Origin of the sequence: Pseudomonas sp. ADAK13 (assembly GCF_012935715.1) — a bacterium.
Taxonomy (GTDB): domain Bacteria; phylum Pseudomonadota; class Gammaproteobacteria; order Pseudomonadales; family Pseudomonadaceae; genus Aquipseudomonas.
In genome coordinates this window covers 1,653,655-1,669,618 of the sequence record NZ_CP052860.1, presented here as the reverse complement: position 1 = coordinate 1,669,618, position 15,964 = coordinate 1,653,655, and the positions used below count along the sequence as shown (strand labels likewise).

The window sequence follows — 15,964 nt, the reverse complement described above, 5'->3', positions numbered from 1 at the left end:
GGCGCAAGTACCCATCCCCTATGGCTAAAATTATCGGCATCATCGTCGTCATCGCGAGCGTGCTCGGCGGATACGTCTTGTCCCACGGCAAGATTGCAGCGCTGATCCAGCCCTTCGAAGTGCTGATTATCGGCGGTGCGGCGTTCGGCGCATTCCTGCAAGCCAACCCTGGCTACATGACCATGCACGTGATCAAGAAGTCGCTGGGCATGTTCAGCTCGCGCTTCTCCCACACCTTCTATCTGGAAGTGCTGGGGCTGATCTACGAGATCCTCAACAAGAGCCGCCGCGAAGGCATGATGGCCATTGAAGGTGATATCGAGGACGCCGCGGCGAGCCCGATTTTCGCCAAGTACCCGGCGGTGCTCAAAGACGAACGCATGACCGCCTACATCTGCGATTACCTGCGCATCATGTCGTCCGGCAACATGGCACCCCATGAGCTGGAAGGCCTGTTCGACATGGAACTGTTCAGCCTCAAGGAAGAGCTGGAACACCCTTCTCACGCCGTGACCGGCATCGCCGACGGCATGCCCGGTTTCGGTATTGTGGCTGCGGTTCTCGGGATCGTGGTCACCATGGCTTCCCTCGGTGAAGGCGACCAAAAAGCCATCGGCATGCACGTAGGTGCGGCACTGGTAGGTACCTTCTTCGGTATTCTCGCGGCCTACGGTTTCTTTGGTCCGCTGGCCACCTCCCTGGCCCACGACGCCAAGGAAGAAGTGAATTTGTACGAAGCCATCAAGGCGTGCCTGGTGGCTTCGGCTTCCGGTATGCCGCCGTCGCTGGCGGTGGAGTTCGGGCGCAAGGTTCTGTATCCGAAGCACCGTCCAAGCTTCGCTGAGCTGGAACAAGCGGTTCGCGGTCGCTAAGCCATGGAAAACAACCAGCCGATCATCATCAAGCGCGTCAAGCGCTTCGCTGCGGGGCACCATGGCGGCGCCTGGAAAATCGCCTTCGCCGACTTTGCGACGGCGATGATGGCGTTCTTCCTGGTGCTGTGGCTGATGTCCACCGCTACGCCGGAACAGAAGATCGCCATTGCCGGTTACTTCAAGGACCCCATCGGGTTTTCCGAGAGCGGTACGCCTTTTGTGATCGACCTCGGTGGTTCGCCGCAACTGGCGCCAGAGCGCACCATCAACCCGGAAATCAAGACCGACTCGCCCCAGGAAAAAATTCCGATCGAGCGCGATACCGTCGAGGCCATGGCTGAGCAGGTCGAGCAGGAGCGCCTGGAGCTGTTGCTGCAGGAACTGCAAACCAAGGTTGAGGAAAACCCGCAACTGCTGAAGTTCAAGGATCAGATTTCCTTCGAGATCACCCCGGATGGCTTGCGCATTCAGATCACGGACGCCGCCAACCGGCCGATGTTCGACTCGGGCAGTGCGCGGTTGAAGCCATACTTTGAAGACATCCTGCTGGCCATGGCCGACACCATCAAGGCGGTGCCGAACAAGATCAGCATCAGCGGCCACACCGACGCCAAGCCGTATGCGGGCCAGGGCGATTTCGGCAACTGGGAACTCTCGGCCAACCGGGCCAATGCCGCGCGTCGTGCATTGGTCGCCGGCAGCTACCCGGACCCGCAAGTGGCGCGGGTGGTGGGGTTTGCTTCTTCGCAGCTATTTGATCCCAAGGACCCGTTCAACCCGATCAACCGGCGTATCGATATTGTCGTGCTGACCAAAAAGGCCCAGCGTGCGATTGAAGGTGACCCGCCCGCAACGCCACCGGTACCAACCCAGGGTGAGGGCGCGCCGGGTGAAGTGCCGGCGGACCCGAATGCACTGCCGCCGGGGCAGGAGCCGTTGCCGGCTCACGAGCTACGGCAGAAGCTGAACTTGTTTGACGATGGCGGGGTGAAGGACCCGACTCAGCCCGCGACTGGCTCGTAAGTCAGGCAGACTCAAGCCGTTGCTTGGACGATTAAAAAATGCCCCGAACTCTCGGGGCATTTTTTTTGATCGATGTATCAGAGGGGGAGATAGGCTTTCACGCCATCAATCACGCCCCGCATATCCTCTGTGCCCAGGCGCGGCACGAAATACTCTCGCCCTGTGCTCCTGGTCTTCCTGTGCAGTTTATCCAGTCGCTCGAAACTGACGGTGTAGATCATGTCGCATTTCACCCATAGCGCTTTATAGCCATCGGTGTGCAGTGGGTTGGTCCGCAATAAATGGTGCCAATCGTGCTGAATATCAGGGGCGGTGGAGGAGATCGGGACCACTGTGCACAGTTTTCGATTGTGTGTGGCAGTAGGTGATATGACGACGACTTTGCGGATCTTCAACATTTCAGGTGCCACAAAGCCCCGCGTGAAGTCGCATAGAAGTACATCGCCTTGTTTGGGATGGTAGTAGAGAGGCAATCGTCGATTCCCCGGAAAAAGCAAAGCCGCCCGAAGGCGGCTTCATTCGACACGCAGTGGAGCTTGCTTCGCCCCTTCTGCGCCGCTGGATCAACCCCGAAAAGGATCCAGACTCCTGCCAGCTTGCGCTGGTGACGGAGCGATTATGAGCATAGGGAAAATCGAATTCAAGCTGGCTTGCATCATGGGCCGCCCAGTTGCAGCGGATTCTTGATGGCTGACCCGATTTAATCAATGGGGTCGTGGGTTCCGTGCCCTGCCTTATGTGTTTCAAGGCATGGCACGGCACCGATTCGCTGCTTAGTAACTGGTCTCGGGCAAGCTGGCGATGATCGAGCGATAGCTGTTCATCCGCTGCTGCTGCACGCGGCCGTCTTCCAGGGCCTTGAGCAGGGCGCAACCCGGCTCGCGGTCATGTTTGCAGTCGCGGAAGCGGCAGGTGCCGATCAAGTCGTTGAACTCGATAAAGCCCGCTTCAACATCGGCGCGGCTCACGTGGCCCAGGCCGAATTCACGAATCCCGGGGGAGTCGATCAGTTCACCGCCGCCCGGGAAGTGGAACAACCGGGCGGTGGTGGTGGTGTGGGTGCCCTGGCCGGACAGCTCCGACAATGGCCCCACACGGGTTTCGACTTCCGGCAACAGGCTGTTGACCAGGGACGACTTGCCCACGCCCGACTGGCCGACGAACACGCTGATGCGTCCGTCGAGCTCGGTCTGCAACTGCTCCATGCCATTGCCGTGATGTGCCGAGACTTCCAGCACCGGATAGCCGAGGGTGCGGTACACCGCCAGCAGCGCGTTGAGCGCCGGAGCGTTCTGCTCGTCGATCAGGTCGAATTTGTTCAGCAGCAACAGCGGGCGAATGCCGGCGTGCTCGGCCGCTACCAGGTAGCGGTCGATCAGGTTGGCATGGGGCTCGGGCAACGGCGCGAAGACGATGACGATCATGTCGACGTTGGCCGCCACCGGCTTGAGCTGGCCACGGCTGTCGGGCCGCCGCAGTTCGGTGGTGCGCGGCAACTGGGCGACGATGACGCCGATGCCCTGGTTGCCGGCACGCCACACCACCTGGTCGCCGGTGACCAGCGCAGGCAGGTTGGCGCGCAAGTGGCAACGGAACACCTGGCCTGCGGAGTCGCCTTCTGTGGCCTCGACCTCGACCTGCACACCGAAGTGCGCGATCACCAGGCCGGTTTGCTCGGGGCCCAGGTCGCCGCCCTCAAGCGCTTCCACGGCGGAGGATTCACGTTTGGCGGCGCGGGCAGCGCGTTCACCCTGAATCTTTTCGATGCGCCAGTTTTGGCGACGGTTGAGCTGGCGTTTGGCCATTGGTGTTCCGTGTCGATAATGCAAAGGTTAGGTAAAACGGTCGCGAGTCTAGCACGCCCTGCCTGCTAAACTGCGCAGCTACGCCAAGGTGCCAAGGAACCACGACATGCAAAACCCACAGAACCTGATTTGGATCGATCTGGAAATGACCGGTCTGAACCCTGACACCGACGTCATCATCGAGATGGCCACCATTGTCACCGACAGCAACCTCAACACCTTGGCCGAAGGTCCGGTAATCGCCATTCACCACAGCGACGCGGTGCTGGCCACCATGGACGAGTGGAACACCCGCACCCACGGCAACTCGGGCCTGACCCAGCGCGTGCGTGACAGCCGCGTGAGCATGGCCGAGGCTGAAGCTGAAACCATCGCCTTCCTGGAAAAGTGGGTGCCCAAGGGCAAGTCGCCGATCTGCGGCAACAGCATTTGCCAGGACCGCCGCTTTCTTTATACCCACATGAAGGCGCTGGAAAGCTACTTCCACTACCGCAACCTGGATGTGTCGACCTTGAAAGAGCTGGCCGCACGCTGGGCGCCGGAAGTCAAAGACAGCTTCCACAAGGGCAGCACCCACCTGGCGCTGGACGATATTCGCGAATCGATCGCCGAGCTGCAGCATTACCGCAAGCATTTCATTAAGTTCTAAAACGGTAATGCCTTATCTGAGCGGGCTTGTGTGGCGAGGGGGCTTGTCTGTGGCGAGGGGGCTTGTCCCCCGTTGGGCTGCGAAGCGGCCCTGAAATCTGACATCCCGGTCTACCTGAAAAACTCCGTCGCCTTAAAAGGGGCTGCTTCGCAGCCCAACGGGGGACAAGCCCCCTCACCACAGACAAGCCCCCTCGCCACAACTTTGCAAGGATCGCCATCATGCTGTTGATGCTCTACCTCATCGCCATCACCGCCGAAGCCATGACTGGCGCCTTGTCCGCCGGGCGGCGCGGGATGGATTGGTTTGGTGTGGTGCTGATCGCCTGCGTGACGGCGCTGGGCGGCGGTTCGGTGCGTGACGTGTTGCTCGGCCACTACCCGCTGACCTGGGTCAAGCACCCGGAATACCTGGTGCTAACCTCCATCGCGGCCCTGGTGACGATCTTCATCGCGCCATTGATGCGCCACCTGCGCTCGCTGTTCCTCGCGCTGGACGCCGTGGGCCTGGTGGCCTTTACCTTGATCGGCTGCATGACCGCCCTGGAAATGGGCCACGGCATGCTGGTGGCGTCGGTCAGTGGTGTGATCACCGGGGTGTTCGGCGGCATCCTGCGAGACATCTTCTGCAACGATATCCCGCTGATCTTCCGCCGCGAGCTGTACGCCAGCGTGTCGTTCCTCGCCGCCTGGTTCTACATGCTGTGCCTCTACCTTGAACTGCCCAGCGAGCAATCCATCCTGCTGACACTGTTCAGCGGCTTTCTACTGCGCCTGTTGGCGATCCGCTTTCACTGGGAAATGCCCAAGTTCGTCTACAACGACGACGTGCACTGACGCTCAGCGTGCTGGTTCAGAGCCCACTCCACGTGTTCGCGCACCAGCTCCGACGGATACTCCCGGCGCGCCTTCAACGCTTCCAGCACCGGAATGCTCGACGGCGCGTTGCCCAGGCCCACGGCCAGGTTGCGCAGCCAGCGCTCATAGCCCGCGCGACGTAGCGGCGAGCCTTCGGTGCTGCTGAGGAACTTGTCCTCGTCCCACATGAATAATTCGGCCAACTCGGCGTTATCCAGATTGTGCCGGGGCTTGAAATCGCTTTCGGTGGTAGGCCGGGCGAAACGATTCCACGGGCAAACGATCTGACAGTCATCGCAGCCGAATACCCGGTTACCGATCAATGGACGCAGCTCCTCCGGGATCGCGCTTTTCAGTTCGATGGTCAGGTAGGAAATGCAGCGCCGGGCGTCCAGTACGTAAGGCCCGACGAAAGCGTTGGTAGGACAGATGTCCAGGCAGGCGGTGCAGCGGCCACAGTGTTCGGTGGCGTGGGGTGGGTCGACCGGCAGCGGCAGGTCGACAAAAAGCTCGCTGAGGAAAAAGTAGCTGCCCGCCTTGCGATTGAGCACCAGGGTGTTCTTGCCGATCCAGCCCAGCCCGGCTTTTTCGGCGATGGCTTTTTCCAGCACTGGGGCGCTGTCGACAAAGGCACGAAAGCCGAACGGGCCGATCTGCGCCTGAATCCGGTCGGCCAGTTGCTGCACGCGTTTGCGGATCAGCTTGTGGTAGTCGCGGCCCAGGGCATAACGGGAGATGTAGGCTTTTTCGGGTTTGGCCAGCAGTTGGGCCATTTGTGTGTCGCCGGGCAGGTAATCCATGCGCAGGGACACCACGCGCAAGGTGCCGGGCACCAGCTCTTCCGGGTGTGAGCGCTTGCTGCCGTGGGCGCCCATGTAGTCCATTTCGCCGTGGTAGCCGGCGTCGAGCCAGCGTTGCAGGTGCTGTTCATGCTCGGCGAGGTCGAGGCCGCTGATGCCCACTTGTTGAAAGCCCAGCTCGCGGCCCCAGTCTTTGATCGATTGGGCGAGGGCGGGCAGGTCGTAGGTAATAGCAGGCATGAACAAGAGAAACCGCAGGTTAGATGCGTATAATTCTGCCAGACATCGGAGCTTGAAGACGCATGCCGCAGACAAAACACGAAATACCCGACGTTCAGCACCTGTTGCCCGGCCAATTGCCGCAACTCGCTGCGCGTTCCCCGGACGCCCATAAAGGCCAGTTCGGCCATGTATTGCTGATCGGTGGCGACCGGGGTTTTGGCGGCGCGGCCTTGCTCAGCGCCGAAAGCGCCCTGCGCAGCGGTGCCGGCATGGTTTCCCTCGCGACCCGCAGCGAGCACGTAGCGGCGGCGCTGGCCCGGTTGCCGGAGGTGATGACGGTAGGCGTGCACTCGGCCAATCAATTGATAGGCCTGCTGGAGAAGATTTCCGTGATCGTCATCGGCCCGGGCCTGGGCGAGGCTTCCTGGGGCAAAAGCCTGTTGTCGGTGGCGGCCAATGCCACGCAGCCGCAAGTCTGGGACGCCGATGCCTTGAACCTGCTGGCCGCGGGCAAGGTCAGCCTGCCCGACAATTGCGTGATCACCCCGCATCCTGGCGAAGCGGCTCGTTTGATGGGGATTTCGACAGCCGAGGTTCAGGCCGATCGCCTTAACGTGGCCCGCGCGTTGAGCCAGAAATTCAATGCGGTAGCGATCCTCAAGGGCGCCGGCAGTTTGATCGCCCGCCCGGACGGTCACGTTGCCCGCTGTGATCAGGGCCACCCGGCGATGGCGACAGCCGGCCTGGGTGACGTGTTGGCTGGCCTGGTCGGTGCTTTACTGGCCCAAGGCATGCCGGCATTCGACGCCGCCTGCCTGGCCGTCTGGTTACATGCCACTGCCGGCGACCGGCAGGGCACCTTCGGTCGCGGGCTGGCCGCCAGCGACCTGATTCCCGCCATTCGTCAGTTGCTGGAGGAGCAATCACCGTGTCTGAAGTAATTCTTTTCCTGGCCGATGAAGACGCCATGGTCGCGCTTGGCAATCGTATTGCCAAGGCGACGCAAGGCTCGGGCCTGATCTTTCTGGAGGGTGATTTGGGCGCCGGAAAAACCACCTTGTCCCGGGGCATCATTCGCGGGTTGGGGCATGAAGGTGCTGTGAAGAGTCCTACGTTTACCCTGGTGGAGCCCTACGAGATTGGCTCGGTGCGGGCCTTCCATTTCGATCTGTATCGGCTGGTGGACCCGGAAGAGTTGGAATACATGGGCATCCGCGATTACTTCGATGAAGACGCGTTGTGCCTGATCGAGTGGCCAGATAAAGGCACAGGCTTTTTGCCAAAGCCGGACCTGACCATTACCATTACCCCGCATAAGCAAGGACGTCAGCTGAAGTTGTTGTCCCAGAGCGCGCGCGGCGAGTCGTGGTGCGCCGCTTTGGCATTGGAATTCAAATAATTGATGGGGTTAGGTATGCGCTTTCGCGCGTTGGTTACTGTCGTAGGGGTGTTGCTTGCGGCAATGACTTTCAATGCACTGGCGGCCTCACAGGTGAAAAGTGTTCGCCTGTGGCGGGCACCGGATAACACGCGACTGGTATTCGACCTGTCTGGCCCGGTTCAGCACAGCGTCTTCACCCTCACGGCGCCCGATCGCCTGGTGATTGATATCAACGGTGCGACCCTCGCCGCGCCGTTGAAAGTCGCCATGGCCAATACCCCGATTACCGCGATGCGCTCGGCTCAACGTACGCCGACCGACCTGCGGGTGGTCATCGACCTGAAAAAGGCCGTGACCCCGAAAAGTTTTGTACTGGCGCCTAACGCGCAATATGGCAACCGGCTGGTGGTCGACCTGTTCGACAACGCCGCCGATGCTGCGCCGCCGCCTGCGCCAACCCCGAGCGTCGCGACGATACCGGCGGTGCCGGTCACCCAGTCGCAACCCCAGGTCAAATTGCCGCCGCCACCACCTGCACCGGCGGGCAAACGCGACATCATCGTGGTCATCGATGCCGGTCACGGCGGGGAAGACCCGGGCGCCTCCGGTTCGCGCGGCCAGCATGAAAAAGACGTGGTACTGGCCATCGCCCGCGAACTGCAGCGCCAGATCAATGGCATGAAAGGCTATCGCGCGGAGTTGACCCGTACCGGTGACTACTTCATCCCGCTGCGTGGCCGTACCGAAATCGCCCGCAAGAAGGGCGCCGACCTGTTCGTCTCGATCCACGCCGACGCCGCGCCTTCGGCGGCTGCGTTTGGTGCCTCGGTGTTTGCCCTGTCTGACCGCGGCGCTACGTCCGAGACCGCCCGTTGGCTGGCGGACAGTGAAAACCGTTCCGACTTGATCGGCGGGGCCGGCAACGTGTCCCTTGATGACAAGGACAAGATGCTCGCTGGCGTATTGCTCGACCTGTCGATGACTGCCTCGCTGACCTCCAGCCTGAACGTCGGGCAGAAAGTCCTGAGCAACATTGGCCGTGTCACCTCGCTGCACAAACAGCGGGTGGAGCAGGCCGGGTTTATGGTGCTCAAGTCGCCGGATATTCCGTCGATCCTGGTGGAAACCGGGTTTATCTCCAACTCCAATGAAGCCTCGAAACTGGCCTCCGCCAGCCACCAGCAGGCGCTGGCGCGGTCCATCAGCGCCGGTGTTCGCCAGTTCTTCCAGCAGAACCCGCCGCCGGGCACTTATATCGCCTGGCTGCGTGACTCCGGCAAGATCGCCCAGGGCCCGCGTGACCATCGTGTCCAGCCCGGCGACACCCTGGCGATGCTGGCGGTGCGCTTCCAGGTGTCTGCGGCGACCTTGCGCAGTGCCAACAACCTGAAGACCGATGAACTGAAGGTCGGCCAGGTGTTGACCATCCCTGGCACTGAACTGGCGGCGCAATAATGAGCGAAACAGTCTTGAGCAACACCTCGCGCATTGAACTGCTAAGCCCGCGCCTGGCGAACCAGATTGCGGCGGGCGAGGTGGTCGAGCGGCCGGCTTCGGTGATCAAGGAGTTGCTGGAAAACAGCATCGACTCCGGCGCCAAGCGCATCGATGTCGACGTGGAGCAGGGCGGCGTCAAGCTGCTGCGGGTACGTGACGACGGCAGCGGGATCTCCTCCGACGATCTGCCGCTGGCCCTGGCCCGTCACGCCACCAGCAAGATTCGCGACCTGGAAGACCTGGAGCGGGTGATGAGCCTCGGGTTTCGCGGTGAGGCCCTGGCGTCCATCAGCTCCGTGGCCCGCCTGACCCTGACGTCTCGCACCCGCGACGCCGATCAGGCCTGGCAGGTGGAAACCGAAGGTCGCGACATGGCGCCCCGGGTCCAGCCGGCTGCGCACCCGGTAGGCACTTCGGTGGAAGTGCGCGACCTGTTCTTCAACACCCCGGCACGGCGTAAATTCCTCAAGGCCGAAAAAACCGAATTCGATCACCTGCAAGAAGTCATCAAGCGCCTGGCGCTGGCCCGCTTTGATGTGGCTTTTCATCTGCGTCACAACGGCAAGACCATCCTCAGCCTGCACGAGGCCCATGATGATGCGGCCCGTGCGCGGCGGGTCTCGGCCATCTGCGGCGGCGGGTTCCTGGAGCAGGCACTGCCGATCGAGATTGAGCGCAATGGCTTGCGCCTGTGGGGTTGGGTGGGGTTGCCGACTTTCTCCCGCAGCCAGGCTGACTTGCAGTATTTCTTTGTGAATGGCCGTGCGGTGCGCGACAAGCTGGTGGCCCACGCGGTGCGCCAGGCGTATCGCGACGTGCTGTTCAACGGGCGACACCCGACATTTGTGCTGTTTTTTGAAGTCGACCCATCGGTGGTCGACGTCAACGTGCACCCGACCAAGCACGAAGTGCGCTTCCGTGACGGGCGCATGGTTCACGACTTCCTCTACGGCACCTTGCACCGCGCCTTGGGCGATGTGCGCCCGGATGATCAGCTGTCGGCGCCGATTGTCACGGCGATTGTCCGGCCTACGGGTCCGGAAGCCGGTGAGTTCGGGCCTCAGGGCGAAATGAGCCTGGCAGCCAACCTGCTGCAATCGCCGCAAGCCCAGCCCAGCTATACCGCACCTGGCTCAGGGGCTGGCGCCGGTTATCAGTACCAATACACACCGCGCCCGCAGTCGGCGGTGCCGGTGGCCGAGGCGCAGGCAGCCTATCGCGAGTTTTTTGCGCCGCTGCCCGGTGCCGAGTCGAGTGCTGTGGCCTTGCCGGAAGGCCAGGGCGATGTGCCGCCGTTGGGTTACGCATTGGCCCAGCTCAAGGGTATCTACATCCTTGCTGAAAATGCCCATGGCCTGGTGCTGGTGGACATGCATGCCGCTCACGAGCGGATCATGTACGAGCGCCTGAAGATCGCCATGGCCAGTGAAGGCTTGAGCGGCCAGCCGCTGCTGGTGCCGGAGTCCCTGGCGGTCAGCCAGCGCGAGGCCGATTGCGCCGAAGAGCACGTCAGCGTGTTCCAGAAGCTGGGCTTTGAGCTGCAACGCCTGGGCCCGGAAACCCTGGCTATCCGGCAGATTCCCGCCTTGCTCAAGCAGGCCGAGGCCAACCGGCTGGTGGCCGATGTGCTGGCGGACCTGATGGAATATGGCACCAGCGATCGCATCCAGGCGCACATCAACGAACTGCTCGGCACTATGGCCTGCCACGGCGCCATCCGTGCCAACCGCCGCCTGGCCCTGCCGGAAATGAATGGCCTGCTGCGGGACATGGAAAACACCGAACGCAGCGGCCAGTGCAACCATGGCCGACCGACCTGGACCCAAATGGGCCTGGACGACCTGGACAAACTGTTCTTGCGCGGCCGTTGATGAGTGCCTTGCCCCCCGCCATTTTCCTGATGGGCCCGACGGCCGCCGGCAAGACCGACCTGGCCATCGAGCTGACCAAGGTCTTGCCGTGCGAGCTGATCAGTGTCGACTCTGCACTGGTTTACCGGGACATGGACATCGGCACTGCCAAACCTTCAAAAGAGCTGTTGGCCCAGTATCCGCACCGGTTGATCGACATTATCGATCCCAGCGAGAGCTATTCGGCGGCGGATTTTCGCACCGATGCCCTGGCGGCCATGGCCGATATCACCGCGCGGGGCAAGATTCCGCTGCTGGTGGGCGGCACGATGCTCTACTACAAGGCGTTGCAGGAAGGCTTGGCCGACATGCCGCCGGCTGACCCGCAAGTGCGCGCCGAACTTGAAGAAGAGGCTGCACGCCTTGGCTGGCAAGCGTTGCACGACCAGCTGGCAGTTGTGGATCCAGTTTCCGCCGCGCGGATTCACCCCAATGACCCCCAGCGCCTGACACGGGCCCTGGAAGTCTGGCGGGTCAGCGGCCAGACCATGACTGAACACAGGCTGAAACAAACTGCGCAAAGTACTGAAGCAGGCGCTTCGGGACAGTCACAATTGCCCTATACTGTGGCGAATCTGGCCATCGCTCCGGCGGATCGTCAGGTGCTGCATGAACGAATTGCACAAAGATTCACAATTATGTTGGAACAGGGGTTTGTGGACGAGGTCGTAGCACTGCGTTCAAGAGGTGACCTGCATCCCGGGCTGCCTTCGATACGTGCTGTAGGCTACCGCCAAGTCTGGGATCATCTGGATGGCAAGCTGACGTCAGCCGAAATGCAGGAGCGCGGCATCATTGCCACGCGCCAATTGGCGAAGCGCCAGTTCACATGGCTGCGCAGCTGGAGCGATTTGCACTGGCTGGACAGCTTGGACAGCGACAATCTGTCACGCGCCTTGAAATACTTGGGAACGGTCTCCATATTGAGCTGAGTCCTTGCAATTGCCGTCTATCCTTGGGGGTGTGACGGCCATAAGCTATCTATTTTCCGATTTTTTATTATTGATCCTTAAAGGAGTGCGGCACATGTCAAAAGGGCATTCGCTACAAGACCCTTACTTGAATACTTTACGTAAAGAGAAAGTTGGGGTTTCCATCTATCTGGTCAACGGTATCAAACTGCAAGGTACGATCGAGTCGTTCGACCAGTTCGTGATCCTGCTGAAAAACACCGTAAGCCAAATGGTTTACAAGCATGCTATCTCGACCGTAGTGCCGGTTCGTCCAATTCGTCTGCCTAGCGCAACCGAAGAACAGGGTGACGCCGAGCCTGCACCGGGTAACGCCTGATAGGAGTCTCCTTTGTTCTTTGAGCGCCACGGTGGTGGTGAGCGAGTAATCCTCGTTCACTTGGATGGACAGGACCCTGAGGCGCGCGAAGATCCGCAGGAGTTTCAGGAGTTGGCAAATTCGGCCGGCGCCGAGACCGTCGCGTTTTTTAACGTGCCGCGTCATCGGCCAACCGCCAAATTCCTGATTGGCAGCGGCAAGGTCGAGGAATTGCGCGACCTGGTTCATGCCGAGAAGGCCGATCTGGTGATTTTCAATCACATCCTCACGCCCAGTCAGGAACGTAACCTCGAACGTGTCTTCGAGTGTCGCGTGATCGACCGCACGGGTCTGATTCTCGATATTTTTGCCCAACGCGCCCGTACCCATGAAGGCAAGCTCCAGGTAGAACTGGCCCAGCTTGACCACATGAGCACCCGGCTGGTTCGTGGCTGGACTCACCTTGAGCGTCAGGGTGGCGGTATCGGCATGCGCGGCCCGGGTGAAACCCAGCTGGAAACCGACCGGCGCCTGCTGCGGGTGCGCCTGCGACAGATCAAGGGCCGCCTGGAAAAGGTGCGCAGCCAGCGCGAACAATCGCGCCGTGGCCGCATGCGTGCGGATATCCCTACCGTTTCCCTGGTGGGCTATACCAACGCCGGCAAATCCACGCTCTTCAATAACGTGACGAAATCGGACGTGTACGCGGCCGACCAACTGTTTGCGACCCTCGACCCGACCTTGCGCCGTCTGGAGCTGGACGACCTGGGGCCGATTGTCCTGGCCGATACCGTGGGTTTCATTCGTCACCTGCCCCACAAGCTGGTCGAGGCATTTCGGTCTACGCTCGAAGAGTCGAGCAATTCCGACCTGCTGTTGCACGTGATCGATGCGGCAGAACCGGATCGCATGTTGCAGATTGAACAGGTCATGGTGGTGCTGGGCGAGATTGGTGCCCAGGACTTGCCGATCCTCGAGGTCTATAACAAACTCGATTTGCTTGAAGGCGTTGAGCCACAAATCCAGCGCGACGAGAACGGCAAGCCCCAGCGGGTCTGGCTGTCGGCGCGTGATGGCAGTGGCCTGGAATTGCTTGAACAGGCCATTGCCGAGTTGTTGGGCAGCGATTTGTTTGTCGGCACCTTGCGCTTGCCTCAGCGTTTTGCTCGACTGCGTGCACAGTTTTTCGAGCTGGGCGCGGTACAGAAAGAAGAACACGACGAAGAAGGCGTCAGCTTGCTGGCCGTTCGATTGCCGCGCTCGGAGCTGAATCGGCTGGTCAGCCGTGAAGGCGTTGTGCCGACGGAGTTCATCGAACAACACACTTTGCAATAAAAGCCTGAGAAAGCGGTTGTGCCGCTGTGACAGGCATTCTGTAGCATTGGTCGGCGCGCCGTGGGTGCGTCTTTGCTTTATCAGATGGAGAGCGCTATGGCTTGGAATGAGCCGGGTGGCAACTCGAATAATCAGGATCCTTGGGGTGGTAAACGCCGCAATAATGGCGACCGCAAGGGGCCACCAGATCTCGACGAGGCCTTCCGAAAGCTGCAGGAAAGCCTGAATGGGTTGTTCGGTGGTGGGAAAAAACGTGGTGGTGACGAAGGCGGTCGTACGAGCAAGGGCGGTGGTTACGGCCTGCTCGGCATCGGCCTCGTCGTGCTGGCGGCTGTTTGGCTGTACAGCGCGGTCTATGTCGTGGACGAGCAGGAGCAAGCCGTGGTGCTGCGCTTCGGCAAGTACTACGAGACCGTTGGCCCGGGCCTGAACATCTACTTCCCGCCGATCGATAAAAAGTACATGGAGAACGTCACGCGTGAGCGTGCCTACACCAAGCAGGGCCAGATGCTGACCGAAGACGAGAACATCGTCGAAGTGCCGCTGACCGTGCAGTACAAGATCAGCAACCTGCAGGACTTCGTGCTGAACGTCGATCAGCCGGAAATCAGCCTGCAACATGCGACTGAAAGCGCCCTGCGCCACGTGGTGGGTTCCACCGCAATGGACCAGGTGCTGACCGAAGGTCGTGAATTGATGGCCAGCGAAATCAAGGAGCGCCTGCAACGGTTCCTCGACACCTATCGCACCGGTATCACCGTGACCCAGGTCAACGTACAGAGCGCAGCGGCACCGCGTGAAGTGCAGGAAGCCTTCGATGACGTGATCCGCGCCCGTGAAGACGAGCAGCGTTCGCGCAACCAGGCTGAAACCTACGCCAACGGCGTCGTGCCGGAAGCCCGTGGTCAGGCCCAGCGCATCCTTGAAGATGCCAACGGTTACCGCGACGAAGTGGTTTCCCGCGCCAAGGGTGAGGCAGACCGCTTCACCAAACTGGTGGCCGAGTACCGCAAGGCACCGGAAGTCACCCGTGAGCGTCTGTACCTGGACACCATGCAGGAAGTCTTCAGCAACACCAGCAAGGTTCTCGTGACCGGCAGCAAGGGCGGGCAGAACAATCTGCTGTACCTGCCGCTGGACAAGATGATCGAAGGTGGTCGTAGCGGCACCAGCGCACCGTCCACCGGTTCCAATGCTGCTGCCAATGAAGCCAGTGCCCGTGCGGCCGCTGACTTGCTGCAACAGCAAACACGTACCAGGGAGAGTCGTTGATGAGCAATAAATCGCTGACCGCCCTGATTGTGGGCGTCGTCGTGGTCATCGCTGCCTGGAACTGCTTCTATATCGTGTCTCAGACCGAGCGCGCGGTGTTGCTGCAATTCGGTCGCGTGGTTCAGGCGGATGTCCAGCCGGGCCTGCATGTGAAAGTCCCCTACGTCAACCAGGTGCGCAAGTTCGACGGCCGCCTGATGACCCTGGATGCACCGACACAACGCTTCCTGACCCTGGAAAAGAAAGCTGTGATGGTTGACGCCTACGCCAAGTGGCGCGTCAAGGATGCCGAGCGCTTCTACACCGCGACTTCCGGCCTCAAGCAGATTGCTGACGAGCGTTTGTCGCGCCGTCTGGAATCGGGCCTGCGTGACCAGTTTGGTAAGCGCACCCTGCACGAGGTGGTATCCGGTGAACGTGACGCGCTGATGGCGGACATCACGCGTTCGTTGAACGCGATGGCGGAAAAAGAGCTGGGCATCGAAGTCATCGATGTTCGGGTCAAGGCCATCGACCTTCCGAAGGAAGTGAACCGCAGCGTGTTCGAGCGTATGAGCACCGAGCGTGAGCGCGAGGCTCGTGAGCACCGCGCCAAGGGTAACGAGCTGGCAGAGGGGATCCGTGCGGATGCCGACCGTCAGCGTCGCGTACTGTTGGCTGAAGCCTATCGCGAGTCTGAAGAGGCCCGTGGTGATGGTGATGCTCAAGCCGCTTCGATCTACGCCAAGGCGTACGGCCAGGACCAGGAGTTCTACGCGTTCTACCGTAGCCTGCGTGCCTACCGTGAAAGCTTCGCGAACAAAACCGACGTCATGGTGCTGGACCCAAGTAGCGATTTCTTCCGCTACCTGGAAAAGTCCAAGTAACCCCCATGTAGTCTGATAATCACTCCGTCGGGCGGCTAAAATGCCGGGCGGGGTGATCCTTTCAGAAAACGGGTGTATGATGCGGCAGCCGGGAAATTCCCGGCTTTTTTGCGTCTGCATGTTTGATTGTGGTTTTGCGCCGCAGACGCCACAGGTTTTTCGAGGAAAGTGCCCGACGAGGCCGATTGTTGGTCGTTCGTCAC

16 protein-coding genes are annotated in these 15,964 nt (G+C 60.8%); 13 read left to right on the top strand and 3 right to left on the bottom strand.

The genetic code is table 11. From position 1 onward, the window contains the following. Nucleotides 1-20 precede the first annotated feature (20 nt). Both motA and motB read left to right on the top strand, forming a co-directional pair. On the top strand, nt 21-872 hold the full coding sequence (gene motA / locus HKK54_RS07955) for a flagellar motor stator protein MotA (RefSeq protein WP_003217532.1): 852 nt from the start codon (nt 21-23) through the stop codon (nt 870-872). A 3-nt stretch (nt 873-875) separates the two neighbouring features. After that, nucleotides 876-1,898 carry a flagellar motor protein MotB gene (motB, locus tag HKK54_RS07950; RefSeq protein WP_010173776.1) on the top strand — a complete coding sequence of 341 codons (1,023 nt, stop codon included), beginning with the start codon at nt 876-878 and terminating at the stop codon, nt 1,896-1,898. A gap of 77 nt (nt 1,899-1,975) precedes the next feature. Here the strand turns inward: motB and HKK54_RS07945 are convergent, their stop codons facing one another. Both HKK54_RS07945 and rsgA read right to left on the bottom strand, forming a co-directional pair. After that, nucleotides 1,976-2,371, bottom strand: coding sequence for a type II toxin-antitoxin system PemK/MazF family toxin (locus tag HKK54_RS07945; protein WP_169386509.1), 396 nt, complete (start codon nt 2,369-2,371; stop codon nt 1,976-1,978). Nucleotides 2,372-2,671: 300 nt separating this feature from the next. After that, complete coding sequence (rsgA, locus tag HKK54_RS07940) at nt 2,672-3,703, bottom strand: small ribosomal subunit biogenesis GTPase RsgA (RefSeq protein WP_010173781.1); 1,032 nt, start codon at nt 3,701-3,703, stop codon at nt 2,672-2,674. A gap of 106 nt (nt 3,704-3,809) precedes the next feature. Between rsgA and orn the strand changes: the two genes are divergently transcribed. Further along, nucleotides 3,810-4,352 (top strand): oligoribonuclease, encoded by a 543-nt coding sequence (orn, locus tag HKK54_RS07935; protein WP_003217529.1) that lies wholly within the window; start codon nt 3,810-3,812, stop codon nt 4,350-4,352. Nucleotides 4,353-4,570: 218 nt separating this feature from the next. Continuing rightward, a complete protein-coding gene (locus tag HKK54_RS07930; RefSeq protein WP_176159752.1) occupies nt 4,571-5,188 on the top strand; it encodes a trimeric intracellular cation channel family protein in 618 nt (205 codons plus the stop codon). On the opposite strand, the gene queG is transcribed toward HKK54_RS07930, so the two are convergent. Next, a complete protein-coding gene (queG, locus tag HKK54_RS07925; protein WP_169386508.1) occupies nt 5,167-6,249 on the bottom strand; it encodes a tRNA epoxyqueuosine(34) reductase QueG in 1,083 nt (360 codons plus the stop codon). The two genes, HKK54_RS07930 and queG, sit on opposite strands and share 22 nt — an antisense overlap. A 62-nt stretch (nt 6,250-6,311) precedes the next feature. Here queG and HKK54_RS07920 point away from each other — a divergent pair, with 62 nt between their 5' ends. The 9 genes from HKK54_RS07920 to hflC all read left to right on the top strand — a co-directional run bounded on the left by HKK54_RS07920 (nt 6,312) and on the right by hflC (nt 15,761). After that, nucleotides 6,312-7,172 (top strand): NAD(P)H-hydrate dehydratase, encoded by an 861-nt coding sequence (locus HKK54_RS07920; protein ID WP_169386507.1) that lies wholly within the window; start codon nt 6,312-6,314, stop codon nt 7,170-7,172. Further along, nucleotides 7,160-7,630 (top strand): tRNA (adenosine(37)-N6)-threonylcarbamoyltransferase complex ATPase subunit type 1 TsaE, encoded by a 471-nt coding sequence (gene tsaE, locus HKK54_RS07915; RefSeq protein ID WP_010173790.1) that lies wholly within the window; start codon nt 7,160-7,162, stop codon nt 7,628-7,630. Before HKK54_RS07920 ends, tsaE begins: the two co-directional genes overlap by 13 nt. 3 nt (nt 7,631-7,633) lie before the next feature. After that, nucleotides 7,634-9,067 carry an N-acetylmuramoyl-L-alanine amidase gene (locus HKK54_RS07910; protein WP_201126014.1) on the top strand — a complete coding sequence of 478 codons (1,434 nt, stop codon included), beginning with the start codon at nt 7,634-7,636 and terminating at the stop codon, nt 9,065-9,067. A 14-nt stretch (nt 9,068-9,081) separates the two neighbouring features. Beyond that, on the top strand, nt 9,082-10,980 hold the full coding sequence (mutL, locus tag HKK54_RS07905; RefSeq protein WP_169389259.1) for a DNA mismatch repair endonuclease MutL: 1,899 nt from the start codon (nt 9,082-9,084) through the stop codon (nt 10,978-10,980). Beyond that, a complete protein-coding gene (miaA, locus tag HKK54_RS07900) occupies nt 10,980-11,951 on the top strand; it encodes a tRNA (adenosine(37)-N6)-dimethylallyltransferase MiaA (RefSeq protein WP_169386506.1) in 972 nt (323 codons plus the stop codon). Before mutL ends, miaA begins: the two co-directional genes overlap by 1 nt. A gap of 94 nt (nt 11,952-12,045) precedes the next feature. Further along, complete coding sequence (gene hfq, locus HKK54_RS07895; RefSeq protein WP_003217515.1) at nt 12,046-12,309, top strand: RNA chaperone Hfq; 264 nt, start codon at nt 12,046-12,048, stop codon at nt 12,307-12,309. Nucleotides 12,310-12,321: 12 nt separating this feature from the next. Beyond that, nucleotides 12,322-13,623 carry a ribosome rescue GTPase HflX gene (hflX, locus tag HKK54_RS07890; RefSeq protein WP_003217514.1) on the top strand — a complete coding sequence of 434 codons (1,302 nt, stop codon included), beginning with the start codon at nt 12,322-12,324 and terminating at the stop codon, nt 13,621-13,623. Nucleotides 13,624-13,719: 96 nt separating this feature from the next. Further along, nucleotides 13,720-14,895, top strand: a complete 1,176-nt coding sequence (gene hflK, locus HKK54_RS07885) for an FtsH protease activity modulator HflK (RefSeq protein ID WP_010173799.1) — start codon at nt 13,720-13,722, stop codon at nt 14,893-14,895. Next, nucleotides 14,895-15,761 (top strand): protease modulator HflC, encoded by an 867-nt coding sequence (hflC, locus tag HKK54_RS07880; protein WP_003217510.1) that lies wholly within the window; start codon nt 14,895-14,897, stop codon nt 15,759-15,761. Before hflK ends, hflC begins: the two co-directional genes overlap by 1 nt. The last annotated feature ends 203 nt before the right edge of the window (nt 15,762-15,964 follow it).

Excerpts from the sequence above, each read along its gene's own strand:
- HKK54_RS07910 (WP_201126014.1), top strand. The coding sequence starts at position 7,634 with ATGGGGTTAGGTATGCGCTTTCGCGCGTTGGTTACTGTCGTAGGGGTG.
- hfq (WP_003217515.1), top strand. The coding sequence starts at position 12,046 with ATGTCAAAAGGGCATTCGCTACAAGACCCTTACTTGAATACTTTACGT.
- miaA (WP_169386506.1), top strand. The coding sequence starts at position 10,980 with ATGAGTGCCTTGCCCCCCGCCATTTTCCTGATGGGCCCGACGGCCGCC.
- orn (WP_003217529.1), top strand. The coding sequence starts at position 3,810 with ATGCAAAACCCACAGAACCTGATTTGGATCGATCTGGAAATGACCGGT.
- HKK54_RS07920 (WP_169386507.1), top strand. The coding sequence starts at position 6,312 with ATGCCGCAGACAAAACACGAAATACCCGACGTTCAGCACCTGTTGCCC.
- hflC (WP_003217510.1), top strand. The coding sequence starts at position 14,895 with ATGAGCAATAAATCGCTGACCGCCCTGATTGTGGGCGTCGTCGTGGTC.
- motB (WP_010173776.1), top strand. The coding sequence starts at position 876 with ATGGAAAACAACCAGCCGATCATCATCAAGCGCGTCAAGCGCTTCGCT.
- queG (WP_169386508.1), bottom strand. The coding sequence starts at position 6,249 with ATGCCTGCTATTACCTACGACCTGCCCGCCCTCGCCCAATCGATCAAA.
- motA (WP_003217532.1), top strand. The coding sequence starts at position 21 with ATGGCTAAAATTATCGGCATCATCGTCGTCATCGCGAGCGTGCTCGGC.
- hflK (WP_010173799.1), top strand. The coding sequence starts at position 13,720 with ATGGCTTGGAATGAGCCGGGTGGCAACTCGAATAATCAGGATCCTTGG.
- rsgA (WP_010173781.1), bottom strand. The coding sequence starts at position 3,703 with ATGGCCAAACGCCAGCTCAACCGTCGCCAAAACTGGCGCATCGAAAAG.